Source organism: Acinetobacter sp. YH12095, from assembly GCF_013419245.1.
Classification (GTDB): Bacteria; Pseudomonadota; Gammaproteobacteria; order Pseudomonadales; family Moraxellaceae; genus Acinetobacter; species Acinetobacter towneri.
The window spans coordinates 257,162-281,324 of the sequence record NZ_VPAL01000001.1 but is presented as its reverse complement, the minus strand read 5'-3'; the positions used below and the strand labels follow the sequence as shown (position 1 = coordinate 281,324).

The following is a 24,163-nucleotide window of genomic DNA, read 5'->3' as shown; positions in this document are numbered from 1 at the left end:
TATGACGTGGGTTTTTTATTCCTGCTGTTTAGGGTCTAACGACACCGCATCATCTATGTTTGAATCCAGTCAATCGACTTTCTTGCTTATTGGCAGCTTGGCTAGCCTTGCCCTGTTTATCTTAATTTTTAAGCAATTATTTTTCCCCAAGAAAAACTTTTATCCTAAACCGATGATGACTGCTTTTGAACGCAGAATGTTTATGCGTTTAAAACAAGCTTTTCCTGAGCATCACATCTTGGCACAAGTGGCGTTTAGCGCATTAATCACCAACAACCACTATAAAATTCGTGCGCTGTTTAATCGTAAAGTGACTGATTTTGTGATCTTAAATGCAGAAATGCAGGTCATTGCAATTATAGAGTTAGATGACCCCTCACATATTGGCAAAGAACAGGAAGATGCAGAACGGGATGCAATGTTTCACGAGGCAGGTTATCGCGTTGTCCGATACACCGAGATTCCAAGTATCAGACAACTACAATCAGATTTGAGTTGAGATCATCAACTCGATATTAAGGTGTAGCTTCTGAAGCAGCTTGTGTCTGACCCGCCTGCTTCGCTTGCTGTGCTGCAGCTTCACGCGCTTCAATACGCGCAATAATTTCTGCCTGCTGTTGTTTATATTTTTCCTGATTTTTGGCATCACTATTGACTGCTAAAAATGCCATGCTGACCAAAAAGATAGGAATCAACAAACCTAAGCTTGCCAAGATAATCATCTTTTTTAGACTTGGCTTTTTTTCAGGACTTTGCTGCTCAGACTGTGACATCATATATTCCTATTTCAAACGCATCAAAATGAAGCTCAATATATCAGAATAATGCTGATTGTGCTTTGTGCATAAGTACGCACGTTCTAATGCTCAGTTTAATTTTTAACAGCAAAAATTGATCAGCGATCGAATAAAAAAGCACCTGACCAAACTACCATCAGATGCTTTGCTCAGTTTTTTATCGCACAGAAATATTTACATTAAAGCCAATACGATTCCTGAAAAAATAATCAGCCCTACCCAACGGTTATGACGAAATGCCCAAAAACAACGTTGCGGATCTTTATCTTTAGTTTTACTCCATTGATATATAAAGTCTGCAACCACCACCAATAACGCCGCTAAACCAAACGGAATCAATAAATTTTCTAACCACAATGCCGTACCAATCAAAAGCACACTGCCCGCTTGCAACAATGAAATAATCTGAATGTCATAGCGACCAAATAAAATTGCGGTAGATTTCACCCCAATTTTCAAATCATATTCACGGTCAGTAATTGCATATTGGGTGTCATAAGCCACAGTCCACGCCAAATTGCCAAAATACAATAACCAACAAGTAAGATCAGGCGTTGCACCTACAGCGGTATAAGCCATCGGGATAGACCATGAAAATGCAGCTCCCAAGAACACTTGCGGCAAATGAGTGTAGCGTTTCATAAACGGATAAATAAACGCTAAAAATAATGCCCCAAATGACCAATAAAAAGTTTCAATCGGTAAGAACAACAACATGGCTGCGCTAAGTGCAACCAAACCCAAGAATACATAAATGGCTTCTTTGGCACTAATCACACCCGTGGCTAAAGGACGTGTTTTGGTACGCTCCACATGACCATCCACCTTACGGTCAGCAAAGTCATTAATGGCACAGCCTGCAGCGCGCATAAAAATTGTGCCCAGAATCATAGGGATTAATATCCCGATAGACGGCATGCCCTGATTAGCAATCCACAAGGCCCACATGGTTGGCCAAAACACCAGTTCTGTGCCAATCGGTTTATCGAAACGACACAAATAATAATATGCTTCTAAACGCTCACGCCACGTGATCTGCTGTGCCAATGCCATACCAATCTCGTATCTTAATGTTGTTGAATAAATTGCTCAAAACGCGGTAAAAAAGTTTCTTGCACAATAAATTTACAGCCATGCCAAGTATAGCAACTCTGTCGTGTCCAGCCTTCATCGAGCAAAACCACACGCCTTTGACACAACGGATTGGTACGCTGAAATAAAAACCAGCCAATGGGTTTATTGCCAATATGCTGAAATAAACGGGCTTTGCTTTGCAAACTTAGAATCGGAAAAATACTTTTGGCTTTGACCCATGGCTGTTCATCACACCCATATAAATAGCTTTCACGCACCCATGAAGTGTGCCAATGTGGCATTTGCATCCACTGGGCATCTTGTAAATTTAAACGCTGAAAAGATTGCTGCAGTGGTTCAACTTTAAATTGTCCGCCTGCGAGCTGAGTCAGTTGTTGGGTCAAAGAACCTGCTGCATATAGCCATGTTTTTAATTCAGAAGGCAGATTTGCCTGCTTGGGAAAAATAGGCTGTGTTCGCATGTTCCGCCACCTTAACAAGATAGCCTAGTGTAGCCCAAATTTAGGCAAAGTTTTGTGACCGATGGCGCAATTCCCTGCAATTATCCAAAAAAATTAAGCGAATTCTTATATTTTGATAAAATCCATGCCAATTCAAAACCATGATTGCACCATCTAAAACAAAAAACCCGCCGAAGCGGGTTTTTCAAATTTAAGATTTTTGATGTATTACAAGCTGTAGTACATATCAAATTCAACTGGGTGAGTCGTCGTGTTCAAACGACGTACATCTTCAGTTTTCAATTCGATATAAGCATCAAGCATGTCTTTGGTGAATACACCACCTTTTAATAAATAGTCGTGATCTTCTTTCAAAGCATCAAGCGCCATTTCTAGGTTGTGTGCCACAGTTGGGATTTTTGCTTCTTCTTCAGGCGGAAGGTCATACAAGTTTTTATCTGCAGCTTCACCTGGGTGAATCTTGTTTTGAATACCGTCAAGACCCGCCATCAACAATGCCGCAAAACCTAAGTACGGGTTCATCATTGGATCAGGGAAACGCGCTTCAATACGTTTGCCTTTCGGGCTAGACACGTAAGGAATACGAATAGATGCAGAACGGTTACGCGCTGAGTAAGCCAACATAATTGGTGCTTCAAAGTGCGGTACTAAACGCTTATATGAGTTGGTCGATGGGTTAGTCAACGCGTTCAAAGAGCGGGCATGTTTGATAATACCGCCAATGAAGTACAACGCCATTTCTGACAAACCTGCGTATTCATCGCCTGCGAATAAGTTTTTGCCATCTTTAGAGATAGACATGTGTACGTGCATACCTGAACCGTTATCGCCTACCATTGGTTTAGGCATAAAGGTTGCAGTTTTTGCATATTGATGCGCAACGTTCCAAACTGCATATTTGAACTGTTGCACTTCGTCAGCCTTACGCACCATAGTATTGAAGCTCACACCAATTTCTAACTGGCAAGATGCAACTTCATGGTGATGTACTTCTACACGACCAGGCCCCATGATTTCTTCAATTTTTGCACACATATCTGCACGCATATCTTGAGAAGAATCTACTGGTGGTACTGGGAAATAACCGCCTTTCACACGTGGACGGTGACCTGAGTTACCAGCTTCGTAGTCTTTACCTGTAGACCATGCAGCTTCTTCAGCGATTAATGTGTGGCGCGCGCCAGACATATCGATGTCCCATTTTACTTCGTCAAATACGAAGAATTCTGGTTCTGGACCAAAGAAAGCAGTATCACCAATACCTGTCGATTTTAAATATTCTTCAGCACGGCGAGCAATAGAGCGTGGATCGCGGTCATAGCCTTGACCTGTCGATGGTTCGATAACATCACACGTTACAACCACTGTTGGTTCTGCAAAGAACGGGTCAATGAAACCTGTGTTGGCATCTGGGCGTAAGATCATGTCTGATGCTTCGATTCCTTTCCAGCCTTCAATAGAAGAACCATCAAACATTTTACCGTCTTCAAAAGTATCTTCATCGATACTGTCTGCAGGATAAGTTACGTGCTGCTCTTTACCCTTAGTATCTGTAAAGCGGAAATCGACCCATTTTGCACCACTTTCTTGGATGAGTTGAAGGACCTTGTTCGCCATGCTCATTTTGCTCCGATGTTTTTTGTTGCACCCGAAAGTGCGTGTTAGTAGTTGGCAGTTATTAAGCAATTAGCGTACCAACTTTTAAAAGCAAAGCTAAAACCATGAATTCCGTATGAGAATACATCATTTAAAAAAATTACTTTGTCTCTATTATACTGTCAGAAATACGATTTGCACCATATTCAAACACTGTTCATTTGATTTGATTTAAAACTGCAAAACATAGCACCATTTTAGTGCATTTATGTTTTATTTCTGTTGAATTGTAGATCAAAAAATAGCTCAAACTGTATCTATGCAAGCATTTTGCTGTGCCAAGCTTGCATTGAGCAATGCAAATTGTCCGACCAATCTTAAACAACACTTTATTTTTTATTGAGCAAAAATAATAAGATCGTTTAAAAATCCTAAACCTGTATTATTTTCGATCAAGCTGATTGAAAATATCTATACTGCAGATTTGTATTTTCTATCGAAACGCTGCACTCAAACTACCTGACGTGAACCGCTAATAACATGCGCCATGATGCTACTTTTTAGCGCATTTTTTATGCTGTCTTAAGTGTGAAGCTAAAATATGACTGGTGAATGACCCTGTTTGATCATGTGTTCATTTCTTTCAGATCAAACCTGAACATTGCGCAGCAAGCTTTGAAAATCTATAAATTGGTGAATGCGCTGATAAGCTTTAACAGGGATTATCATATAAATAGTCCGCAGAAAATGCTTATTTTTTGCTATGATGATAAGCGCTTCCTTATTCCACCTTCTTTTCGACAAGAAAAATAAAGTCCTTTCTCGTTATAGGCGCAGGAATAAAGCAAATTATCTCAGACTCTTTAGCACTTAAAGTGTTCAATTTTCAATAGGTTAGCTCATGCTTTTAATGATCGACAACTATGACTCTTTTACCTACAACATCGTCCAGTATTTTGGCGAGTTAAATCAGGAAGTAAAAGTCGTTCGTAATGATGCCGTGACATTAGAAGATATTGAGCGATGGCAACCCAAGTATTTGGTGATTGGCCCAGGCCCTTGTTCTCCATCTGAAGCAGGGATTTCTATTCCTGCAATTCAGCATTTTGCAGGCAAAATTCCGTTACTGGGTGTGTGTTTAGGACACCAAAGTATCGGACAAGCCTTTGGTGGAAACATTGTGCGCGCTAAAACCGTGATGCATGGTCGTTTATCGGATATGTACCACAGCAACACAGGTATTTTTAGCAATCTGCCTTCACCATTTTCTGCAACCCGTTACCACTCTTTGGTGATTGATCAAGCAACCTTGCCAGATTGTCTGGAAGTGACATGCTGGACCAAAGAAGCAGATGGTTCGATGGAAGAAATTATGGGCGTGAAGCACAAAACTTTGCCTGTTGAAGGCGTGCAATTTCACCCCGAATCGATCCTGAGCCAACACGGTCATCAAATCTTTAAAAACTTTTTGGAAATTTACGCATAATGAGCGAGTCAAATCACATGAATATTCAACAAGCACTCAACCATATTACAAAACAAATTCACCTGACTCAGCCTCAAATGGAAGATGTGATGCGCGCGATTATGTCGGGCGAAGCAACAGACGCTCAAATTGGTGCATTGATGATGGGCTTACGCTTAAAAGGCGAAAGCATTGATGAAATTACTGCTGCTGCACGTGTAATGCGTGAATTTGCCATCAAAATTGATGTCAGCGATATTCCTTACCTCGTAGATATTGTTGGTACAGGTGGCGATGGTCAAAACCTATTTAACGTATCTACCGCCTCTTCCTTTGTCATTGCAGCTGCAGGTGCAACCATTGCCAAACACGGTAACCGTGGGGTTTCAACCAAATCAGGCTCATCTGACTTACTTGAGCAAGCAGGCATTAATCTTGATTTAAACATGCAACAAACTGAACGCTGTATTCGTGAAATGGGCGTAGGTTTCTTGTTTGCACCGAATCATCACAAAGCCATGAAATATGCGGTTACCCCGCGTAAAGAGTTGGGTATTCGCAGTATTTTCAACTTGCTTGGGCCATTGACTAACCCTGCGGGTGTAAAGCGTTTTGTCATTGGGGTGTTTAGCAATGAATTATGCCGCCCGATTGCAGAAGTGATGAAACAGCTCGGTGCTGAGCATGTCATGGTGGTGCATTCTAAAGATGGTTTAGATGAAATTAGCCTTGCTTCGAGCACTTATGTTGCAGAACTCAAAGATGGTGAAATTACCGAATGGGAACTTACCCCTGAAAGCGTGGGAATTGAATCTCAAACTTTAACAGGACTGATTGTAGAAAACTCTGCTGAAAGCTTGAGTTTGATTAAAGATGCTTTAGGCAAAAACAAATCAGATAAAGGCGAAAAAGCGGCCAATATGATTGCACTCAATGCGGGTGCGGGTATCTATGTTTCGGGTCTAACTACAAGCTACAAACAAGGTGTCGCTTTGGCACATGACATTATTTATGGTGGACAAGCTTTGGAAAAAATGGGCGTGTTGTCTGAATTTACCAAAACGCTCAAACAGTACGAAGCATAAAGCAAATCAGGAAGGTGCATCATGGTGGATATTAGCAATACCATTTTAGGTAAAATTGTAGAACGTAAAAAAGAAGAGTTTGCCGAGCGTTTAAAACAACGCAGTTATGCAGACCTAGAACAATTGGCACGTGCAGCAACACCTGCACGTGGCTTTGCACAAGCCTTGCATAACAAACGCCCAGCGGTGATTGCGGAAATTAAAAAAGCATCACCATCTAAAGGCATTATTCGTGAAAACTTTGACCCTGCCGAAATTGCACAGCAATATGAAGCCGCAGGCGCAGCCTGTTTATCTGTGCTGACTGATGTCGATTTCTTTCAGGGTGCAGATGAAAATATTCAGATTGCCCGTTCACACTGTAACTTGCCTGCTCTGCGTAAAGATTTCTTGATTGATCCGTATGGTGTGGTAGAAGCACGTGCCTTACACGCAGACTGTGTGTTATTGATTGTGTCTTGCCTATCTGACCAACAGTTGGAAGAAATGTCGGAAACGGCTTTTGAACATCACTTAGATGTGTTGGTTGAAGTGCATGATGAAAATGAATTGGAACGTGCTTTGAATCTTTCAGAGCGTTGTATTTTAGGGGTCAATAACCGAAATTTAAAAACCTTTGAAGTCGATTTAAACACCTCATTGCGTTTAAAAAACTTGTTGCCGCCTGCGCGTTTATTGGTCACTGAAAGTGGTATCGCCACACCAGAAGATGTCCGCATGATGCAAGACCATGAGATTCACAGTTTCTTGGTCGGTGAAAGTTTTATGAAACAAGCACGTCCTGACCATGCCTTTACGGCACTGTTTGGTCAGCCTGAAAATCTATAATCCAATTTGAAATACCATGAGTAAACATGATTCTTCGCTTTCTAAAGAACAGTACAATTTACTAAAATCTTTTAAAAAGCAAATCACTCAGCCTCATACTTCAAGCATTGCCAAGCCGTCTGAACCCAAAGTTCAGACGCCTGAGCAACAACAGGAAGATGATCTCGCATTGTTTCGTCAGCAAATGCAAGGCGTTCAAAAAATGGACGCAGGCAATATTGCAAAAATCGAACACACTGCCAAGAAAAAACCAGATGCCCAAACGCTGGCCAAACGTGCAGCAGCCATAGGCCCTATGGAAACCGATGATACCTTGCTGTCCGATACGCAAGCCATGCTTAACCCTGTGGGCAGCCAAGCTTCGCTGAGCTATCGCATTGCAACTTTGCAACATAAAGTCTTTGAAGATTTAAAAGCAGGCAACTTACGCTGGTTTGAAGCTGTTGATTTGCACGGTTGTACGGTAGAAGAAGCGCGGGTAGCCGTTTTGCAAATCATTCAAATGGCTAAAGATGAAAACCAGAACGTGATTAAAATTGTGCATGGCAAAGGCCCTGAAGCCATTTTAAAAACTTATGTAAATGGCTGGCTGCGTCAGCATCGTGATGTTTTGGCTTTTGTGAGTGCGCCTGAAAAACAAGGTGGCACTGGTGCAGTTTTAGTGTTGCTTAAACGCAGCGAAAAGAACCCAAAGTTTAAACAGTAATCGGTTTCATCTTTTAAACAAGGCATTGCAATAGTTTTCTGTTACAATGCCGACCTTGTTCAATATCAGTGTAAGTGAACACGTCTTATGTCTATGCAGCAATCCTACGCAAACATCCTAACCGCCGTTGGTGAAGATCTTAATCGTCCAGGTCTAAAAGATACGCCGATGCGTGCTGCTAAAGCTTTTTCGTATTTAACTTCGGGCTATAGCCAAACCTTAGCCGAAGTGACCAATAATGCCGTATTTCCATCCGACAACCGTGAAATGGTCTTGGTGAAAAATATTGAGTTCTACTCACTGTGTGAACATCATTTATTGCCATTTTATGGTCGCGTGCATATCGCCTATTTACCTGAAGGTAATGTTTTAGGCTTGTCTAAATTTGCCCGTATTACCGAAATGTTTGCACGTCGTTTGCAAATTCAGGAAAATCTGACTCAGCAAATTGCGGAAGCTGTGGCTGAAGTGACCAAAGCACGCGGTGTTGCTGTGGTGATTGATTCAGCCCATATGTGCATGATGATGCGCGGTGTAGGCAAACAGGAATCGACCACACGTACCGTATCTTTTGTAGGTGACTTTAAAACAGATAAAGAAGCCCGTCGTGAATTTTTAAGTGCGGTGCCTGAGAGTTTTTAAATTGTGGCTAAGTTCCTCAATCAAATAAAAAATCCCGAAATTTATGTTCGGGATTTTTGGGTTTTAGATTAAAAAATTAGCTTGATACATCTTCAGATTCAACCTACAGACACATTGTTGCGTCCATTATTTTTTGCCATATACAAGGCTTTATCCACTTCTTCAAAAAAACGTTGATAGTCTGGATGCCCATCATATTCATGCACACCTATACTAATGGTAAAGTTAAATTCTTCACCTGTTGATGTTTTTAATGTGGCTTTTTCGACACGTTTACGAATATTTTCAGCGACTACCAAGGCACGATCAATGGTGGTATCAATCTGTAACAGTAAAAATTCTTCGCCGCCAATTCGGAAGGCATAGTCACTGCCTTTTGCATATTGCAAAATCACATCAGCTAAAAACTGTAATGCATCATCTCCTGCTGCATGTCCATAACGGTCATTGATTGATTTAAAATGATCGGCATCTATCGCCAACAATGTTAAAGGCGAATTATTTTTTCGTGAAAAATTAATTTCACGGGACACGATGGTATTTAAATAACGGCGGTTGAGCAGTTGAGTTAAGGCATCATTGCCTGAATTGATATATTCAGACACCTGAAAAATTTGATCGACTAAATGCAAAATTTCACGATTCTTGGCACGAATGGATTGAATCATTTCAATTGCCTGTGCCTGACTTTCACATTGACCAATTTTCTGAATTAATTCATCCACCTGATAAATAAATTCAGTAATAGTTTGTACTTGTTCCGAACTTGAAAATGCATAAGCCGCTTTATGAATAAACCATAAACCAAATTCTGTTTTAGATAAAATCGGTTGCGTCATTTTGGTGTGATCGGACACCACCTGAAACATCAGTTCATTTTCCCAATCCAGCAAAGTTCCGCGTTGTCGATCTTTGTGCACGGCAACATCTTGCATGGCAGAAAATAAGCGATAGGTATGTTTCATATCATTATGTACTTCGACCTTCATTTCATAAGATCGGCACATAATTTCTGTGGCAAAGCATAAAATTTGGCTTAAATAATTAAACTGATTTAAGTTGCTATTGGCTTCTGTTGCAAAAAACTCAAAAGCCTTTTTTATAATAACGCGCACACCACGAATAATCAGCCAAGATGGAATTTGTACACGTGCATGCACATCGCCCACTTTAAATTGCTTTTCTACAATCTCGTTATAATTGTGTTGAAACGGAACTTCAAAACTGGAAATTAGCCACTGATATAAAGAGTTTTTTAAGCGATTCTTCACCATCTCTGCAGACAAAAATTCTGTCGCATGTTCTTCAAGCAACATTTGCTGATAGAACTCGATCACAAAATCTTCTGCATGTGCTTGAATAAACTGGAATGTCGCTTGCAAATCTTCTGGCTTAAATTGCTCGCAAATTGACTTCCATTGCTCTGCAAGCTCATGCGTACACTCTTGATACATCCACAACAACCCAGCCAAAAGAAACTGCTAAATTTTAACGGGTTTCACCAGCAACTCAACTTGTTTAGCTGGTTTTTTACAATTCAGTATAAATTCAACAGCTCTTTAAAAAAAATGCACATAGCCTAAACTGGTCTTGTTCCAGTCCTGTTTGTCCTGTTGTTGATATTCCCAACCCAATCGCAACACATGCTGCGGGTTGAGTACATATTGCAACTGGCTGTTCAGCTTAAATTGCCATTGGTGACGATCTTCCCAATACGGTAATTCAAGCTGAACCAAACTATTCATGCGTGCTGACCAGATATTTTGACAACCCAGTGTTGGGCCAATTCCAACACGCCAGCCTTTGTCTAAAGCCTTACCCGCTTGCACATGATTTTGAATTTGCACATAACACAAATGTTCACGCGCTTGATTAGCCACGCTATAACCAAACTGTGTTTTTAAACTTAAAACACCATGCTGTTCCGTTTCGCTAAAAGCCCCGTGCGAATTCAGGGCTTCTTGCTGCCAACCCAAATTAAAGCCCCAACTAAGTGGTGTTTTAAATGCGGTCATTGGGTTATAAGAGTTCACCGAGAGTAAATCTAACTGATTCAGTTTTAAGCGGTCTTCACGATATTGCACAGAAGCTTCTAAAAAGTTGAGTTGCGTCCCTGTACGAAAACCACCTTGCGGATCAAGTAAGTCATGGTAAGCCTGTCGATGACTCAACTCTACAAAATGCTCGCCTTGCACCTCGCCAGTACGCACAGCAAAGCTTCGTGCATGATGCCCCTGCACAGGATCGACCTGAGGGCGTGCGACATCCTGACGTTGTTTTTCTAAATTGATCTGACTTCTTAAACTTAAAATTTGTCTCAGTCGCGGTTGTGCAATTTTGGCTTCAATTTTGCGTCCAATCAGTTTCAGATACAAATCGTCATAAGCCATTTCCAGAATTTTAGCTTGATCGATTTGGCTGTGATTTTGCAAAACTGCCGCCACATTTTCAGGTTCTGCTTCGGCCACTTGATGGGCAGTTTTTGCCAACGCTGTGCCATGTTGTCTAGCTTGCGCCAATAACTGAGTTTCCAAAGCAGGACGATAGACAACATCTGCCACTAAATTTTCCTGCTCTACAGCTTTTAGTGTTTCAATTGGAATAGATGCGACTCTAAACTGCTGCTGTAAATTCAGCTCAGGGCGCACCAAATCCATTAAACCCAATAAGCGATAGGCACAATTATCACTGATAAAATAATACGGAAATTGCACATGCTTCATTTCCCAAATGTGCTGCACTAAAAATGTGGTTTCCTGCTCATTCAGTGCCAGTTCATATTCCCACAAATCTCGGCTTTCTAAATCGCCATATTCTTTTACTTTGCGGTAATACGGCATCAGTGAATATTCACCCGGATATTGCCCTGTAAGTCCTTTCCATGCATAAGACCAACCTTCGCTGCCCGTTACCGTTGCTGCATAATTGACAGCATAAGAAATTAAATTCAGTTGTTTTTGATCTTTTGGGTCTAAGCGCAATAAAGTATGCCCAAACATAGAACTTGGATTGCCCATAAAGTCTGTGGCATAAATCAGCACTGCTTTATAAGGTTTAATTTGTCCAATCCATTCGTCCAATTCAGGACATTGCACCTGTGCCAAATCTTGTTGAGGAATTTGTAATTGTTCAATTAACCAGCGGCTACGTGCAGGAAATTTACACTGCACCGATTGATTGGCAGGCGCTGTTTCAAATAATGCCTGCACATTGCGAAGTAACTCTTGGTTTAAATTGCTTCCGCCTTGTTCCGACACAAAATAGCCTGCATATTGCACTTCACTTTTGCCTTGCTGCGCATACATTAAACGCTGCCAAGTCACCTGTTCTGCCAAGTGTAGGTCTTTGGCTTTTTGCACATAATGTGCGGAAGATATTGCTAATTTATTTGTATTTTGTACTGTAGAAGTGGCTGTAAGTGGCTGAATCTGTATTGGAGATATTTCAGGAGATAACGCAAAAACCGTAGGAGATAAAAAAACTAAACTACTTAAAATAATGGATTTCATGGACATTTTATAAATTTTATATACATATTCAGGCTTAAACGTATTCTTGTGCTATAAAAAAGCCCTGCGAATAATGCAGGGCTTTATTCAAACTTAAACGTATGCTTTTAAAACGTCATCATTCGCCATCACGCTCTGTAAAGATGCCAATACTTCTAAAGAAGTCTGGTTTTCTGCAGAATAAATAGATGCAAAGTTTTGCTTAGAAACCGCAAAGAAATGTGCTTTATCTTCTGCTTTAATGCTTAATAATTCAGCCAATACGTTCAAGCTTTCGCCTTCACCAACTGCCATATCGCGTGCCAATGTTTCAGCATTTTCATTGGTAAATGTCACAACTTGTGCAGTTACTGTACCTGTACCGCTACAACCTAAAGTACCAAATGTGATACCAAACAATTGGTTTGCAAAAATACCGTTTGTAGTTGCTGCTAAAATTTTTGCAACTTTGCCAGACTGACCTGCCCAAACTTGAGAACCGATACCACAACCTGCATCACGGTCTGCAAATGCTGCTGTAGAACCCACTGCCAAGACAGCAGCCAATGCTAATTTTTTAATCATCGCCTTACTCCAGAGATTTATTATTCGAAAAATTATGCTTCGAATCGTTATTCTTTATTGCTATGTGTAATTTTTATTACACTATTTTAAGATAGCGAGATGTCACTCAGAAGGCAAAACATTTATCACAAAATCAGGCATTATTTTTGTGCATTTTTGTAGCGTCGATTGGTTTTTAGCTTAAAGATTGGTCTTAAATTTGAAAATAGATTTTAGTGTTGAAGATAGCATTTAGATTTACAGCTGCTGTTGATCCTCAGTTTTCAGTGTCCACTGCCCTTCTGCATCGCGATAACCCAAAATTTTCATGACCAGAACCAGACTCAGTAACAGCAATAAATACCAAGAACCGAGTTTGCCCCAGCCGACCATGTGCCACGCATCGACCTGACTTGGATACAACCATATTTGATAAAAGGTGCTAATGTTTTCTGCGACCCAAATAATAAAAGCCAAAAGCATCAATACAGGCAACATTGGCAGTTGTAATTGAGACCGTTGTAATTGAAAACGAATTTTGGTTTTCCAGAAAATCACAACGCTCCACGCAAACAAGCCATAACGAATATCGGGGATAAAAAACTTGCTCATGAAGTTGATGTACGACAACACTGCCAAGGCCATCATATTGCTAAAAGTCGGCAAATTCCGTAAAGATACCCGATACAAACGCAAAGAACGCGCAAAGAAACTGCCAACTGCAGAATACATAAAGCCTGCAAAAAGCGGTACGGTCATAATTTTAAAGACAGCAGGTTGAGGATATTGCCACGATGCAATTTGTGGATGAGTTAAAAAAATTTCCATGATCATCGCTAAAATATGAAACAAAGCGATGACTTTGGCTTCTGCCCAAGATTCCAGTTTTAAATATAAAAGACAAACTTGAATAATTAAGGCATAGAATAATAAATAGTCGTAACGGAAAAATCCGAAATATTCCTGACTGCCCATTGAAGCAGTCAGGGCAAATGCAATCAGCAATAAAATTCCAAATAAGGCAGCCGAAGCTGCCTTAGTCGAAAACTCAAGTCCTGACTTTAGCCATGTTATCCACATGATGTGACAACCTGACTGAAGCTGAGATTACACCGATACATCTACAAATGATCCATCTATATCATTGTGCGATTATAGATATTTGGCACTGTATTCATGAACCGTGTCGATAAATACTTTAGGACGTTCAGGGTCTACCCACTGGGTAATACCATGCCCTAAGTTGGCTACATAACCTGTTTTTTCACCATTGGCATAGGCATCATCTAGCATCGCACGTGTTGCTTTGGCAATTGCTTCAGGTGAACCGTACAAAGTGGCTGGGTCTAAGTTACCTTGCAATGCGGCACGACCACTCACCGTTTGACGTGCGACATTTAACGGTGTTGTCCAGTCCAGACCAAAAGCATCTGCACCTGTTGCAATCATTGGCTCCAGCCATTGACCGCCACCTTTGGTAAATAAAATAACAGGGATTTTACGTCCATCTTTTTCACGTTGCAGACCTGACACAATTTTCTGCATATAGTGGAGTGAAAATTCAAGATATTCACGATGGGCCAATGCACCGCCCCAACTGTCAAAAATTTGGACTGCCTGTGCGCCTGCATCAATTTGTGCATTTAAGTATTCGGTCACTGCATCGGCCAAACGGTCTAATAGTGCATGTAAAACTTCAGGCTGTGCGTACATCATGTTTTTGGTGAAACGGAAATCTTTGCTTGAACCACCTTCAACCATATACGTTGCCAAAGTCCATGGACTACCTGAAAAACCAATTAAAGGCACTTGTCCGCCCAAAGCAGAACGAATGGTCGATACTGCATTCATGACATAGTCTAAGTCTGACTTGGCATTAAATTTAGGTAAATTGGCAACGTCTTGCTCGGTACGCACCGTTTTATGAAACTTTGGCCCTTCGCCTACTTCAAAATACAGACCTAAGCCTAATGCATCGGGTACAGTTAAAATATCTGAAAATAAAATCGCAGCATCTAATTCATAACGACGCAAAGGCTGTAAAGTCACTTCACAGGCAAATTCAGTATTTTTGCATAGAGAAAGAAAATCTCCTGCCTGCGCACGTGTAGCACGATATTCTGGTAAATAACGTCCTGCCTGACGCATCATCCATACGGGCGTGCAATCTACTGGCTCACGTAATAAGGCACGAAGAAAACGATCATTTTTTAAGGTCGTCATTTACTTTCCCAACTCATTTTCAATCTTGCAGCCATCATATCAAAAAGGTTGAAGTTTTAATAACTTCATTTCTTGCTCGTCTTTTCAGCCTATTCTAAGTGTTCAAATTCAGCTTACGTTTATGTGAAATACATCACACAAACAAAAGTCACTGTAAAATTGGGGTTATCTTGCATATTTACACAAAACAACTACTGCATCTCCTTAGTTTTTCTGCAATACTTGGCTAGTTTTTATCTATGTAAATGAATAATTCTCAAGGTTGAATTACATGTTGGTTCGCACAATACTCGCAATGAGTTTAAGTTGCATTTTTGCAGGGACTACTTTTGCTGCATCTACTGCTGAACAACCGTTAAATCCACAAGTGATTAGCAATACCGCTATTGAAGATCCGATTGATCCTTTAGCGACAGAAGCATCGGCTGCACAAAATAATCTAAATGCAACAGACACTGCTATTACGCAACAAGAACAAAATGATTTAAATAAGGCTTCAAAAACCTTAGATGATCTACACAAAACTGAAGATACCACTGCCGATGTAGGCACTGCACCAACAAAAAGCTCTGCAAGCCAAACTGCTACATCCAACACAGCAGCACCAAAAGCTTCATGGACTTTAGATGGTTTAAATAATGCCACTTGGTATGAAAATATTGGTAAAGGTCAGTTCCCTGTGTATGCACGTGCACACGTGATGCTGAACAATTCACATGCTTCTCCAGGTGCAATTGATGGCACTAGTGGTAAGAACACCCTAAAAGCAATTGCATCATTCCAGCAAATGAATGGCATTAGCCCAACGGGTATTTTAACCAAAGAAACTTGGGATGCGTTGGTTGCACGTCAAGGTTCACGTCCTGCATTTGTAGAATACACGGTTACTGAAGCGGACTTAAAAGGTCCTTATGCGAAATCTATTCCGCATGACTATGCAGAACAAGCCAAAATGAAAGGCTTGTACTACACCCGCGTAAGTGAAATGTTAGGTGAAAAATTCCACATGGATGAAAATTTCTTAAAGAAATTAAATCCGAATGCAACATTTAATAAAGTGGGTGAAAAGTTATTGGTGACCAACGTTCGCAATGACTTACCTGAAGACATTCACCTGATTGTGGCGCACAAAGGTGCAAAACAACTGTATTTGTTCAACAAACAAAACCAAATGGTCGGCTCATTCCCAGCAACCATTGGCAGTGCAGATACTCCATCGCCAACAGGTACTTATAAAGTGACAGGTGTTGCACCAAACCCATGGTACAGCTATTCACCAAGTAACTTTATTCAGGGCAAAAACTTAAAACCGCTGTCTTTACCACCAGGCCCTAACGGCCCTGTGGGGAATATCTGGATTGGTTTAAGTAAAAAATCATTCGGTATTCACGGCACACCAAACCCATCGACCATTTCAAAAACGGCGTCGCATGGTTGTATCCGTTTAACCAACTGGGATGCAAACGATTTAGGTCGTAAAGTACGTTCTGGCGTGACTGTAAAATTCCTTGAATAATCAGTGATCGCTTTAAACCGCAAAAGACCCACGTTTTTACGTGGGTTTTTTAATGCCGCGATAAAACTCTAAAATGTCTAGGTTCTGCAAAAAATCTACACATGTTGCAATTTTAGAACGGCATGTTGCAGTTCGCCTCTAGGTCGGCTGCGGTGAAAAGATTAAGATTAGTTCAAGTTAAAAAAATGATAGGAGCATTATCATGAATGCTTATTTACACCGTAGTGAAGATCGTGGTCATGTGAAAATGGGGTGGTTAGACACCAAACATAGTTTCTCTTTTGGTAATTGGTATAACCCGAAATATATGGGTGTTAGTGCCTTACGTGTCATTAACGATGACCGTATTGCCGCACATAATGGTTTTGGTACTCACCCACACGACAACATGGAAATTTTGACTTGTGTATTAAGTGGTACGATTTCCCACCGCGACAGCATGGGCAATGAACGCCATATTACTGCAGGTGAATGGCAGTTAATGAGCGCAGGTACAGGCGTTCAGCACAGCGAAATTAACAATGGTGATGAAGAAGTACACATGCTGCAAATTTGGATTCAGCCGAATGTACGCGATGCAGAGCCGACGTATCAGCAAATTCAACGTGACCCAAATACAGCACCCAACCAGTGGCATTTAATTGTCGGCCCGAATGACAATGCCCCAATGCACATTCGTCAACAGGCAGAAGTAAAAGCAGCTGTTTTAGAAACTGGACATCGTTTAGAAGTTACAGCAACACAAGCGGTAAACTATGTGCATGTAATTCGTGGTGAAATCACCATTGGCGAGCAAACAGTTAAAGCGGGCGATGCTTTGTTATTTGCTGATAATGCTGTGATTGAAGCAAAAGAAGACAGCCAGTTCATTTGGTTTGATTTACCAAAACAGTAAGTCCTGACTGTCACCTTATTATGATTGAGCATCTTTAATTTTTTGAGTTACCCTCTTGCCCTCTTCTACAGAGGGCTTTTTTATGGCTGAAATTGCATGATTCATTTTTTAAACACAGTTTTTGTCACGTTAATGACTTTACGCTGTTGTCTGCAAATACGCAGCAATTTGCTCTGCCACATTCCGTGCGGTTCGGGAAACACCAATTAAAGTTGCCGAGGCTGCGCCTGTCCAATCGCCATAACCAACCAACCATAAATTTTGCTGTTGTAACGCTCGATTTTCTAACACATCGACTGTGCCTTGTGCATTAACCACATTCAAACTTTGTAAATGCGACAATGCTGCCTTAAAACCTGTGCACCAAATAATGGCATCAATTTCCTGTTCGCGCCCATCTGCCCAAACTGCACTATGTTCGGTTAAATAGTCAAATGGCGGCAGACCATGTAATACATCACGTTGCCGTGCTTCTTTGACACTTGGAATCATCACAATATCGCCCAAACCACCGATCGGTTGTTCAATACTGCGACCTTCCTGCTGGGCTTTTAAGCGCTCCGTGGCACGTAAAAATAAAACCCGTCCATCTACATCATCGGCTAAAAAACTTGGCGGTTGCTGTGTAACCCAAAAAGTTTCGGCCACTTTAGACACTTCTGCCAAAATTTGTGCGCCTGAGTTACCCCCGCCGACAATCATGACTCTTTTGCCCTGAAAAGCATTGGCATTGCGGTAATGAGCCGAATGAATTTGTGTGCCTAAAAAGCGTTCGCGTCCTGTATAAGCAGGAATAAAAGGCTGACTCCACGTTCCAGTAGCACTCACAGCGGCTTTGGCTCGCCAGCTTTGCTGTGCCGAACACACAATTAAATCATTGCCTTCCTTCAGGACTTTTTCGACCTGCACAGGACGCAGCACAGGAAATTGATAGCGTGTTTCATACGCTGTTAAATAGTCAATCACTTCTAATCGTTTCGGATATTCCTGTTCGGTTTTTGGCATTAACCAGCCGGACAAAGAACTCCATGTATTTGGAGAGAACAGCTGTAAAGAATCCCACGCATGTTGCCACGCACCGCCCGACTGCGTTTGATTATCCAAGATCAGAAAATTGATTTTTTGCCGTTTTAAAAAGTAAGCCGTGGCCAATGCTGCTTGTCCGCCACCAATAATAATTACATCGGCATCCATTATTTGATTCAAAATGGCTCTCCTGCTCGCAATACGCACCCTGTTGCTATGCCTAATCTTAGCGCATAAGTGCAACACGTGAGAGATTAAAAATTCAGTCCACCAAACTCAACTTATGGAAGCACGTAATTAGAAGCAAGCCATCTTGAAAAATGATGCTGCAAAAAAGCCAAGTCTTTCAACTTGACTTTGTTTTGTAAGATAGCTTGATGTGCAACACTGCAGAATCAGGTTCGGGCTTTAAAAAGCCCAAACCAATTTCAAAGTCGAAGAGTGTCCTTCAGGACGATGTTCCACTTCGGTTTCTTTCAAAAACTTTGCTTCCAAAGACCAATTATCACGTTTGTATTGAATCGCGGGACCAAAAGATAGAGCCTGTCCTTTATTGCCAATACTGACACCATTCACTTCATCATCTGTGGTTTGTTTAAATACATAACCTTCGAGTGCCAATTTGACTTGATCATTCAATTGATAACCGATTGCATAATCTCCAGCGAAATAATCCCCCGACTGATAATTTGTGTCGTCATTTTCACTGTTGAAGCTATAAGACATTTTGGTGGAAAACTCCCAACCTTGCGGCTGCAAATAAGAATACGCAAAGATAGGACGAATGGTGTTGTAGTTCTTACCTAAGTTGGCAACTACAGGACGTTGTGGATTGGCATCTTCATAATCGCCTGTTGCGAGCACACCTTCTAAAGCAGCTACACTGTGATGATTGCCTTTATGCCAACCCAACATGCTGCCAATAATCAAATCGCCCAAACCACTGTTAGAGTCTGACATGCCCATCACATTTAAACGCAAATCGACCAAAGGCTGTGCAGCATATAAACCCAACTGACCGCCTGCAATGTGTTGGGGGATCATCCATACCAAACGTGGAATATAGACATTCACATCGGCATGGAAATTGTCTGGGCCGTCTTTAAACTCACTGGCATGATAGTTCTGATAGTAGTTGAGTAAGTATACCCCAGCTGGTGGTAAAGCCCCTGCTGCAATGCCTTCTGCGCCTAATCCAAATGTATCTAAACCGTTTTCTGTTGCATTGACGTGTGTCGCCATGACACCCAAAAGCATGAGTGCCCAAATTTTGTTATTCATAGAACATCCTATTCAATAGAAATTTTGATGAAGTCTGCCTGCTGCGCCTGAATCATTCATGCGCGAACAGCCGACTTTTAAGGGCAGCATCAACAAAGAACTTGCTGATGCTGTATTGGCGAACGTGTTAAAACTTTGTGTTTTAAGGTGTGGGATTAAGCACTTGCACGACGACGTTCAACTTCAGTCGATGGTGCATTTGCAGTGTCTTTGACTAATTCAAAGTTAAAGGTGATGTGCTTAAATGGTTTGTCTAAACCACGGCGCTGAATTTCTGCAGCATCGGTCACATCTACCGCTGTTGCAACCAGACCTTCACGGGTCGCAAATGCGAAGTCATCCCACAGGTATTGATCACCTTCAATGTTAAATTGCGTAGTGAGTTTGCGGTAACCTGGTGCAGAAATGAAGTAATGCACGTGAGATGGACGGTTGCCATGACGACCTAGTTTGTTTAATAAAGCTTGAGTCGTGCCGTCTGGTGGGCAGCCATAACCGACTGGCATGGTCGTTTGCGCCACATATTTACCATTGGCATCACTGAAAATAGTACGGCGTAAGTTAAAGTCAGACTGAGATTTATCAAAGAATGAATAGTTACCTAAACCGTTGGCATGCCAAACTTCGACTTTGGCATTTTCAATGATATTGCCATTGGTGTCAGTGACTGTACCTTCAATAATTAACGTATCTAAATGGTCTGATTCTGAACCATCATCCATACGCGCAAAACCGACTGATTCAGGCGCACCTGCAACATAAAGTGGCCCTTCAATGGTACGTGGTGTACCGCCTGTTACGCCTGCTTTGGCATCGGCTTCATCGGCACGTAAATCTAGATAATGTTCTAAACCCAAACCTGCTGCAAGTAAACCAAGTTCATTGGCTTTGCCTGCATCGGTAATATATTCCAGACCTTTCCACACTTCTGAAGGCTGAATGTCTAAATCTTCAATGGCTTGAAATAAATCTGCCACTAAACGCACCACTATTTGCTGCACACGCTGATCGACAGGGCGTGTAGCGGTGTCTACGTTCATTTCCTTCACTAAAGTATCAATTTGTTGACGGTCCATGTAACTCTCCTTGGCTATTTTGGCTTTGCTGGTTGTCGCATTGCTATTTTGGCTTTTGACACTGCCTTACTGTGTTGATGATGGTGTCAGTGCTGAGCTAAATGCCTCAACACTGACCGACTTCCTTGGAAACTTTTTATCTATTGCAATTCGATAGGCTCAGTACAATATTGCAGCACCTATCCACTTTTAAATATGTGTTAAATATGTTTAAACAATGCTGAACGTGACTGACCACTTGCACCATCGGCAGCACTCAAGAAGCGTTCAGTGTGAATATCACGTTCAAACAAACGGCTTTGCATTAAGGTCGAAATTGCTGCATCAATCATGACTGGTGGGCCGCATAAATAGGCTTTGTGTCCACCGCAACGCTGCTCAAAATAATCGGCAACCGCTTCATGCACATAGCCTGTAAATCCTGTCCAATGGTCTTCTGCTTTAGGTGCATTTAATGCAGGAATGTAGCGGAAGTTTGGATAGTCTTTGACTAACTGCTCAAACAGTTCTCGGTTATATAATTCCGCAACATCACGCGCACCTTGGAATAGGTAAATGGTGCGGGTATCACCCGACTCTAGTAAGTCTAAAATCATAGATTGCGGGCTAGATAAACCTGAACCACCTGCAATAAAAATCGCATCCTGATCATCCGATTTACGTACAAAGAATTGTCCGTATGGCCCTGAAATTTCCAGTGCGTCGCCTGCCGCAAGCTGCTCATGCACATAGGTCGTAGCACTGCCGCCCACAACATGACGAATATGCAATTCAATAATGCCTAGTTCGCTTGGTGCATTGGCAATTGAGAAGGCACGAGTGCCTTCAATACCCGGGAATTGCACGTTAATGTATTGCCCTGCCTGAAACTCCATCGGGCGGTCTAACTGCAAGCGCACACCTTTAATGGTTGGAGATAAGTCCTTTACCTCAAGGACTTTGGCCTGATAATCCTGAACCAAATATCCCAAGAAATCTGGGTCTTCATCAACATCGGCTTCAATGGTCATGTCTGATTCAGGCTTACAGCAGCACGCCAACACTTTGTGTTCTTCACGTTCCAGATCCATCAGCGCGAAAGGTGACGCTTCGCCGACATCATAATAACCATCGGTGACTTGGACTTTACAAGTGCCGCAAGTGCCATGCCCACAAGCAAATGGCAACCACACGCCTTGACGTAACGCGGCATCTAAAATGGTTTGATCTTCTTCAACCTCAATGGTTGTGCCAATTGGCTCAATTGTGACTTGATAGCTCATCTGCGACCTCCTGTCTTGTACTTACTGACTGTGCTTTGCTGTCTTTATTTTGTTGTGATCTTACTGTTTTAAACGTGTGCGCCCTTGTACCCATTCAGTCCTGGGGTCACAAAACGCAGTAGTGATTTTTGATCGAAGCCAATTTCTGCCAAGGTCTGTTCAGGGCGTGGCTGAATTACCTGTTTGTTTAAAGTAAATTGCACTTCATCCCATTTAATGTTTTCAAAGTCAGGATGTTGATGGAAACCCGCCTGCATTTGCTGATCCAAAAATTCCTGAAAGGTTTGCCGCGGCGAAACCAACATGGCATGTGCAGAACAATATAAAGTGTGATGATCCCAACCCACATACACCAAAATGTTGTCGCCATAGTGTTTTTGTAGGTCGCGTGGTTCAAAGTCGTAATCTGGGCGAATAGCGCGTACTGACATGGTCATTCTCCGTATTGGGGTGGTTTGAGCCGCAAATGACTCAAACCGAAATCCTTTTAAATTTGAATCTTGAAATAACTTAAATTTTAGATATTTACTTTAGATAGTGAATGAGCGTTAAGCCGCATCACCTTTCCATTTTTTCCAGCGTTGCTGGTCTGGTGAACCTTCAATATCCAAGTTATCTGCACCGACATTGAAGCGATAATATTCGCGCAGCATGTTTTCCAAATCTAAGCCACCACAGTTGCCTTGTAGAATTTGGTTCACTGGCAACCATGCCTGCACATATTTTTCAGGTTCACGTTCAAAAATATCGTGACAACCATCTGAACAGGTGTGGTAACGCTCGCCTTTATAAACAGACTCACGATACGTAAACATGGTCGGATCGCCATCCATTTCGGTGAAAGTCATTGGCACTTGGCAAATTTGGCACAATTGCGGTAAGCCTGCGCTGTAGAAACGCTTGCCTTCTGCTTCCATCTTGCGTGCTAACTCCCACTTTGGACGGTAGTATTTGTCAAAGGTGTCTGGATATTTTTCAGATAACCAATCCATTTCCTGATCGGTTGGAATCCAAGTATGGAAACCTGCTGCATGACCGAAGTTATAGAAAATCCACCACGCTTGATGCGACACGTGTTCTTTTTCTTTGGTAATTACTTCTGAATATTTCGGCATACGAATACCGTAACGGCTCAAGTCTTTAAATAACGCACCGCCCGCTTCTTCAAAGTAGGTTTCCCACGCTTCTTTCCACGACATCACTTTGTTTGGCAGCATGTAGTCCATCATCATGCCAACTATAGATAACAGACGAGTCCCACGCCAGAACCACTTATCAATCCATTCCTGTACGATTGGCACGTTATCTTCGTGTTGTTCTAACAAGAATTTCACGATTTCTAGACCTAAAGTCATGTGACGTGCTTCATCGGACTGTGCACTAAAACCAAAGGTGACCGTTGCCATATCGCCATTGTGTGCTGCACCTGACATGAACGGTACGAACAACAAGTTGGTCAATACATATTCAAAGGCAAAGCTAATGGCTAACAAGAACTCAAACGGCCCTGCTGAACGCGCATCTTCAAAGAAAGATTTTGGTACAGACAAGTACCAAACGCGGTCATGCATGTGCGACCAATCCTGAAAACCATCAAAGAATTTGTTGTAATGGCTCATGGCATGAATTTGCGTCTGCACGTGACGTAATTCATCAATCGACTGCATTTGTGATGCGATACGTGCGCCTACACCACTGAACTGACGCCCTACATGTGCATAACCTTGGAATGCCTGATATTCAAGCGGAGTTACCGCAGTTAAAAACAGTTTGATGGCATTCAAATAACGCTCATTGGTCACGTTCATTTGACCGTTGTTTTGTGCAAAAGCATCAAAAATGGCGTAAAGTTTTTTCTCTTTTTCTGCCTGATACTTCCAGTAAGCATCCATGGTTAAACGGAATGGATCTTCCCATTTAGACCAGTCTGTAATTTTAATGCCTTCAAATTCTTCGTATGGAAAGGCTTCTTTGCGGTCTGCATAAGAAAAGTCCCAATCCAAGTCACGAGTAAGTGCGCGATAACGGTCTTTGGCATTCAGTTTTTTTGCTGGGGTTTTAACTTGTGAATTCATGCTCATCATCCTTAAATTTTTTAGCGGCAATCTATGCAGCAATATGTTCTGGCGGCACTGTACTCAAATTGGCTCAGTGCAC

Annotated in this window: 23 protein-coding genes; 8 read left to right on the top strand and 15 right to left on the bottom strand. The window is 41.7% G+C overall.

Going from position 1 to position 24,163, the window contains the following annotated elements:
• Positions 1 to 55: 55 nt before the first annotated feature.
• Positions 56 to 499, top strand: a complete 444-nt coding sequence (locus tag FTU35_RS01375; protein WP_004971902.1) for a DUF2726 domain-containing protein — start codon at positions 56 to 58, stop codon at positions 497 to 499.
• A gap of 16 nt (positions 500 to 515) precedes the next feature.
• Here the strand turns inward: FTU35_RS01375 and FTU35_RS01370 are convergent, their stop codons facing one another.
• From FTU35_RS01370 to glnA, 4 genes are all read right to left on the bottom strand, one after another.
• Positions 516 to 773, bottom strand: coding sequence for a hypothetical protein (locus FTU35_RS01370; RefSeq protein WP_096900950.1), 258 nt, complete (start codon positions 771 to 773; stop codon positions 516 to 518).
• A 198-nt stretch (positions 774 to 971) separates the two neighbouring features.
• Positions 972 to 1,850 carry a 4-hydroxybenzoate octaprenyltransferase gene (ubiA, locus tag FTU35_RS01365; protein ID WP_131261595.1) on the bottom strand — a complete coding sequence of 293 codons (879 nt, stop codon included), beginning with the start codon at positions 1,848 to 1,850 and terminating at the stop codon, positions 972 to 974.
• 14 nt (positions 1,851 to 1,864) lie between these two features.
• Positions 1,865 to 2,353: a chorismate lyase gene (locus FTU35_RS01360; protein WP_004971911.1), complete on the bottom strand. Its 489-nt coding sequence runs from the start codon at positions 2,351 to 2,353 to the stop codon at positions 1,865 to 1,867.
• Between the two features lie 207 nt (positions 2,354 to 2,560).
• Positions 2,561 to 3,976, bottom strand: coding sequence for a type I glutamate--ammonia ligase (gene glnA / locus FTU35_RS01355; protein ID WP_171287402.1), 1,416 nt, complete (start codon positions 3,974 to 3,976; stop codon positions 2,561 to 2,563).
• Between the two features lie 874 nt (positions 3,977 to 4,850).
• On the opposite strand from glnA, the gene FTU35_RS01350 reads away from it, so the two are divergent.
• The 5 genes from FTU35_RS01350 to folE all read left to right on the top strand — a co-directional run bounded on the left by FTU35_RS01350 (position 4,851) and on the right by folE (position 8,675).
• The gene (locus FTU35_RS01350) at positions 4,851 to 5,435 is read left to right on the top strand and encodes an aminodeoxychorismate/anthranilate synthase component II (RefSeq protein ID WP_004971915.1); all 585 of its coding nucleotides are present in this window, start codon (positions 4,851 to 4,853) and stop codon (positions 5,433 to 5,435) included.
• Between the two features lie 17 nt (positions 5,436 to 5,452).
• A complete protein-coding gene (trpD, locus tag FTU35_RS01345) occupies positions 5,453 to 6,499 on the top strand; it encodes an anthranilate phosphoribosyltransferase (RefSeq protein ID WP_004971918.1) in 1,047 nt (348 codons plus the stop codon).
• 21 nt (positions 6,500 to 6,520) lie between these two features.
• Complete coding sequence (gene trpC, locus FTU35_RS01340; protein ID WP_104853201.1) at positions 6,521 to 7,327, top strand: indole-3-glycerol phosphate synthase TrpC; 807 nt, start codon at positions 6,521 to 6,523, stop codon at positions 7,325 to 7,327.
• Between the two features lie 16 nt (positions 7,328 to 7,343).
• Positions 7,344 to 8,033, top strand: a complete 690-nt coding sequence (locus FTU35_RS01335; protein ID WP_104853200.1) for a Smr/MutS family protein — start codon at positions 7,344 to 7,346, stop codon at positions 8,031 to 8,033.
• Between the two features lie 93 nt (positions 8,034 to 8,126).
• Entirely contained in the window at positions 8,127 to 8,675 is a 549-nt protein-coding gene (gene folE, locus FTU35_RS01330) for a GTP cyclohydrolase I FolE (protein ID WP_171062567.1), read from the top strand.
• A 98-nt stretch (positions 8,676 to 8,773) separates the two neighbouring features.
• Here the strand turns inward: folE and FTU35_RS01325 are convergent, their stop codons facing one another.
• From FTU35_RS01325 to hemE, 5 genes are all read right to left on the bottom strand, one after another.
• Complete coding sequence (locus FTU35_RS01325) at positions 8,774 to 10,129, bottom strand: diguanylate cyclase (protein WP_104853199.1); 1,356 nt, start codon at positions 10,127 to 10,129, stop codon at positions 8,774 to 8,776.
• A 105-nt stretch (positions 10,130 to 10,234) separates the two neighbouring features.
• Positions 10,235 to 12,184 (bottom strand): DUF4105 domain-containing protein, encoded by a 1,950-nt coding sequence (locus FTU35_RS01320; protein WP_179990135.1) that lies wholly within the window; start codon positions 12,182 to 12,184, stop codon positions 10,235 to 10,237.
• Between the two features lie 93 nt (positions 12,185 to 12,277).
• Entirely contained in the window at positions 12,278 to 12,748 is a 471-nt protein-coding gene (locus FTU35_RS01315) for a DUF3015 family protein (protein WP_104853198.1), read from the bottom strand.
• Between the two features lie 237 nt (positions 12,749 to 12,985).
• Entirely contained in the window at positions 12,986 to 13,807 is an 822-nt protein-coding gene (locus tag FTU35_RS01310; RefSeq protein ID WP_179991124.1) for a DUF817 family protein, read from the bottom strand.
• Positions 13,808 to 13,879: 72 nt separating this feature from the next.
• Positions 13,880 to 14,950 carry a uroporphyrinogen decarboxylase gene (gene hemE / locus FTU35_RS01305; protein WP_004971944.1) on the bottom strand — a complete coding sequence of 357 codons (1,071 nt, stop codon included), beginning with the start codon at positions 14,948 to 14,950 and terminating at the stop codon, positions 13,880 to 13,882.
• A 271-nt stretch (positions 14,951 to 15,221) separates the two neighbouring features.
• Between hemE and FTU35_RS01300 the strand changes: the two genes are divergently transcribed.
• Together FTU35_RS01300 and FTU35_RS01295 are read left to right on the top strand one after the other, a co-directional pair.
• A complete protein-coding gene (locus tag FTU35_RS01300; protein WP_004971948.1) occupies positions 15,222 to 16,466 on the top strand; it encodes a L,D-transpeptidase family protein in 1,245 nt (414 codons plus the stop codon).
• Between the two features lie 202 nt (positions 16,467 to 16,668).
• Positions 16,669 to 17,361, top strand: a complete 693-nt coding sequence (locus FTU35_RS01295) for a pirin family protein (RefSeq protein ID WP_004971950.1) — start codon at positions 16,669 to 16,671, stop codon at positions 17,359 to 17,361.
• Positions 17,362 to 17,499: 138 nt separating this feature from the next.
• On the opposite strand, the gene FTU35_RS01290 is transcribed toward FTU35_RS01295, so the two are convergent.
• The 6 genes from FTU35_RS01290 to FTU35_RS01265 form a co-directional block, all read right to left on the bottom strand.
• Entirely contained in the window at positions 17,500 to 18,555 is a 1,056-nt protein-coding gene (locus FTU35_RS01290) for an ArsO family NAD(P)H-dependent flavin-containing monooxygenase (protein ID WP_373424807.1), read from the bottom strand.
• A 240-nt stretch (positions 18,556 to 18,795) separates the two neighbouring features.
• A complete protein-coding gene (locus tag FTU35_RS01285; protein WP_180064434.1) occupies positions 18,796 to 19,668 on the bottom strand; it encodes a transporter in 873 nt (290 codons plus the stop codon).
• Between the two features lie 155 nt (positions 19,669 to 19,823).
• A complete protein-coding gene (gene catA / locus FTU35_RS01280) occupies positions 19,824 to 20,744 on the bottom strand; it encodes a catechol 1,2-dioxygenase (RefSeq protein ID WP_004971957.1) in 921 nt (306 codons plus the stop codon).
• Positions 20,745 to 20,944: 200 nt separating this feature from the next.
• Positions 20,945 to 22,006, bottom strand: coding sequence for an NADH:ubiquinone reductase (Na(+)-transporting) subunit F (locus FTU35_RS01275; protein WP_004971960.1), 1,062 nt, complete (start codon positions 22,004 to 22,006; stop codon positions 20,945 to 20,947).
• A gap of 68 nt (positions 22,007 to 22,074) precedes the next feature.
• A complete protein-coding gene (locus FTU35_RS01270; protein WP_179991126.1) occupies positions 22,075 to 22,437 on the bottom strand; it encodes a phenol hydroxylase subunit P4 in 363 nt (120 codons plus the stop codon).
• A gap of 117 nt (positions 22,438 to 22,554) precedes the next feature.
• Positions 22,555 to 24,081, bottom strand: a complete 1,527-nt coding sequence (locus FTU35_RS01265) for an aromatic/alkene/methane monooxygenase hydroxylase/oxygenase subunit alpha (protein ID WP_004971966.1) — start codon at positions 24,079 to 24,081, stop codon at positions 22,555 to 22,557.
• Positions 24,082 to 24,163 lie beyond the last annotated feature (82 nt).

What these genes read in the sequence shown, in the direction of transcription:
- FTU35_RS01315 (WP_104853198.1), bottom strand. Translation starts at nt 12,748, where the DNA reads ATGATTAAAAAATTAGCATTGGCTGCTGTCTTGGCAGTGGGTTCTACA.
- ubiA (WP_131261595.1), bottom strand. Translation starts at nt 1,850, where the DNA reads ATGGCATTGGCACAGCAGATCACGTGGCGTGAGCGTTTAGAAGCATAT.
- FTU35_RS01375 (WP_004971902.1), top strand. Translation starts at nt 56, where the DNA reads ATGTTTGAATCCAGTCAATCGACTTTCTTGCTTATTGGCAGCTTGGCT.
- FTU35_RS01335 (WP_104853200.1), top strand. Translation starts at nt 7,344, where the DNA reads ATGAGTAAACATGATTCTTCGCTTTCTAAAGAACAGTACAATTTACTA.
- FTU35_RS01320 (WP_179990135.1), bottom strand. Translation starts at nt 12,184, where the DNA reads ATGAAATCCATTATTTTAAGTAGTTTAGTTTTTTTATCTCCTACGGTT.
- FTU35_RS01285 (WP_180064434.1), bottom strand. Translation starts at nt 19,668, where the DNA reads ATGAATAACAAAATTTGGGCACTCATGCTTTTGGGTGTCATGGCGACA.
- FTU35_RS01265 (WP_004971966.1), bottom strand. Translation starts at nt 24,081, where the DNA reads ATGAATTCACAAGTTAAAACCCCAGCAAAAAAACTGAATGCCAAAGAC.
- trpD (WP_004971918.1), top strand. Translation starts at nt 5,453, where the DNA reads ATGAATATTCAACAAGCACTCAACCATATTACAAAACAAATTCACCTG.
- hemE (WP_004971944.1), bottom strand. Translation starts at nt 14,950, where the DNA reads ATGACGACCTTAAAAAATGATCGTTTTCTTCGTGCCTTATTACGTGAG.
- trpC (WP_104853201.1), top strand. Translation starts at nt 6,521, where the DNA reads ATGGTGGATATTAGCAATACCATTTTAGGTAAAATTGTAGAACGTAAA.
- glnA (WP_171287402.1), bottom strand. Translation starts at nt 3,976, where the DNA reads ATGAGCATGGCGAACAAGGTCCTTCAACTCATCCAAGAAAGTGGTGCA.
- FTU35_RS01295 (WP_004971950.1), top strand. Translation starts at nt 16,669, where the DNA reads ATGAATGCTTATTTACACCGTAGTGAAGATCGTGGTCATGTGAAAATG.
- catA (WP_004971957.1), bottom strand. Translation starts at nt 20,744, where the DNA reads ATGGACCGTCAACAAATTGATACTTTAGTGAAGGAAATGAACGTAGAC.
- FTU35_RS01310 (WP_179991124.1), bottom strand. Translation starts at nt 13,807, where the DNA reads ATGTGGATAACATGGCTAAAGTCAGGACTTGAGTTTTCGACTAAGGCA.
- folE (WP_171062567.1), top strand. Translation starts at nt 8,127, where the DNA reads ATGCAGCAATCCTACGCAAACATCCTAACCGCCGTTGGTGAAGATCTT.
- FTU35_RS01270 (WP_179991126.1), bottom strand. Translation starts at nt 22,437, where the DNA reads ATGTCAGTACGCGCTATTCGCCCAGATTACGACTTTGAACCACGCGAC.
- FTU35_RS01325 (WP_104853199.1), bottom strand. Translation starts at nt 10,129, where the DNA reads ATGTATCAAGAGTGTACGCATGAGCTTGCAGAGCAATGGAAGTCAATT.
- FTU35_RS01360 (WP_004971911.1), bottom strand. Translation starts at nt 2,353, where the DNA reads ATGCGAACACAGCCTATTTTTCCCAAGCAGGCAAATCTGCCTTCTGAA.
- FTU35_RS01275 (WP_004971960.1), bottom strand. Translation starts at nt 22,006, where the DNA reads ATGAGCTATCAAGTCACAATTGAGCCAATTGGCACAACCATTGAGGTT.
- FTU35_RS01300 (WP_004971948.1), top strand. Translation starts at nt 15,222, where the DNA reads ATGTTGGTTCGCACAATACTCGCAATGAGTTTAAGTTGCATTTTTGCA.
- FTU35_RS01290 (WP_373424807.1), bottom strand. Translation starts at nt 18,555, where the DNA reads ATGGATGCCGATGTAATTATTATTGGTGGCGGACAAGCAGCATTGGCC.
- FTU35_RS01370 (WP_096900950.1), bottom strand. Translation starts at nt 773, where the DNA reads ATGTCACAGTCTGAGCAGCAAAGTCCTGAAAAAAAGCCAAGTCTAAAA.
- FTU35_RS01350 (WP_004971915.1), top strand. Translation starts at nt 4,851, where the DNA reads ATGCTTTTAATGATCGACAACTATGACTCTTTTACCTACAACATCGTC.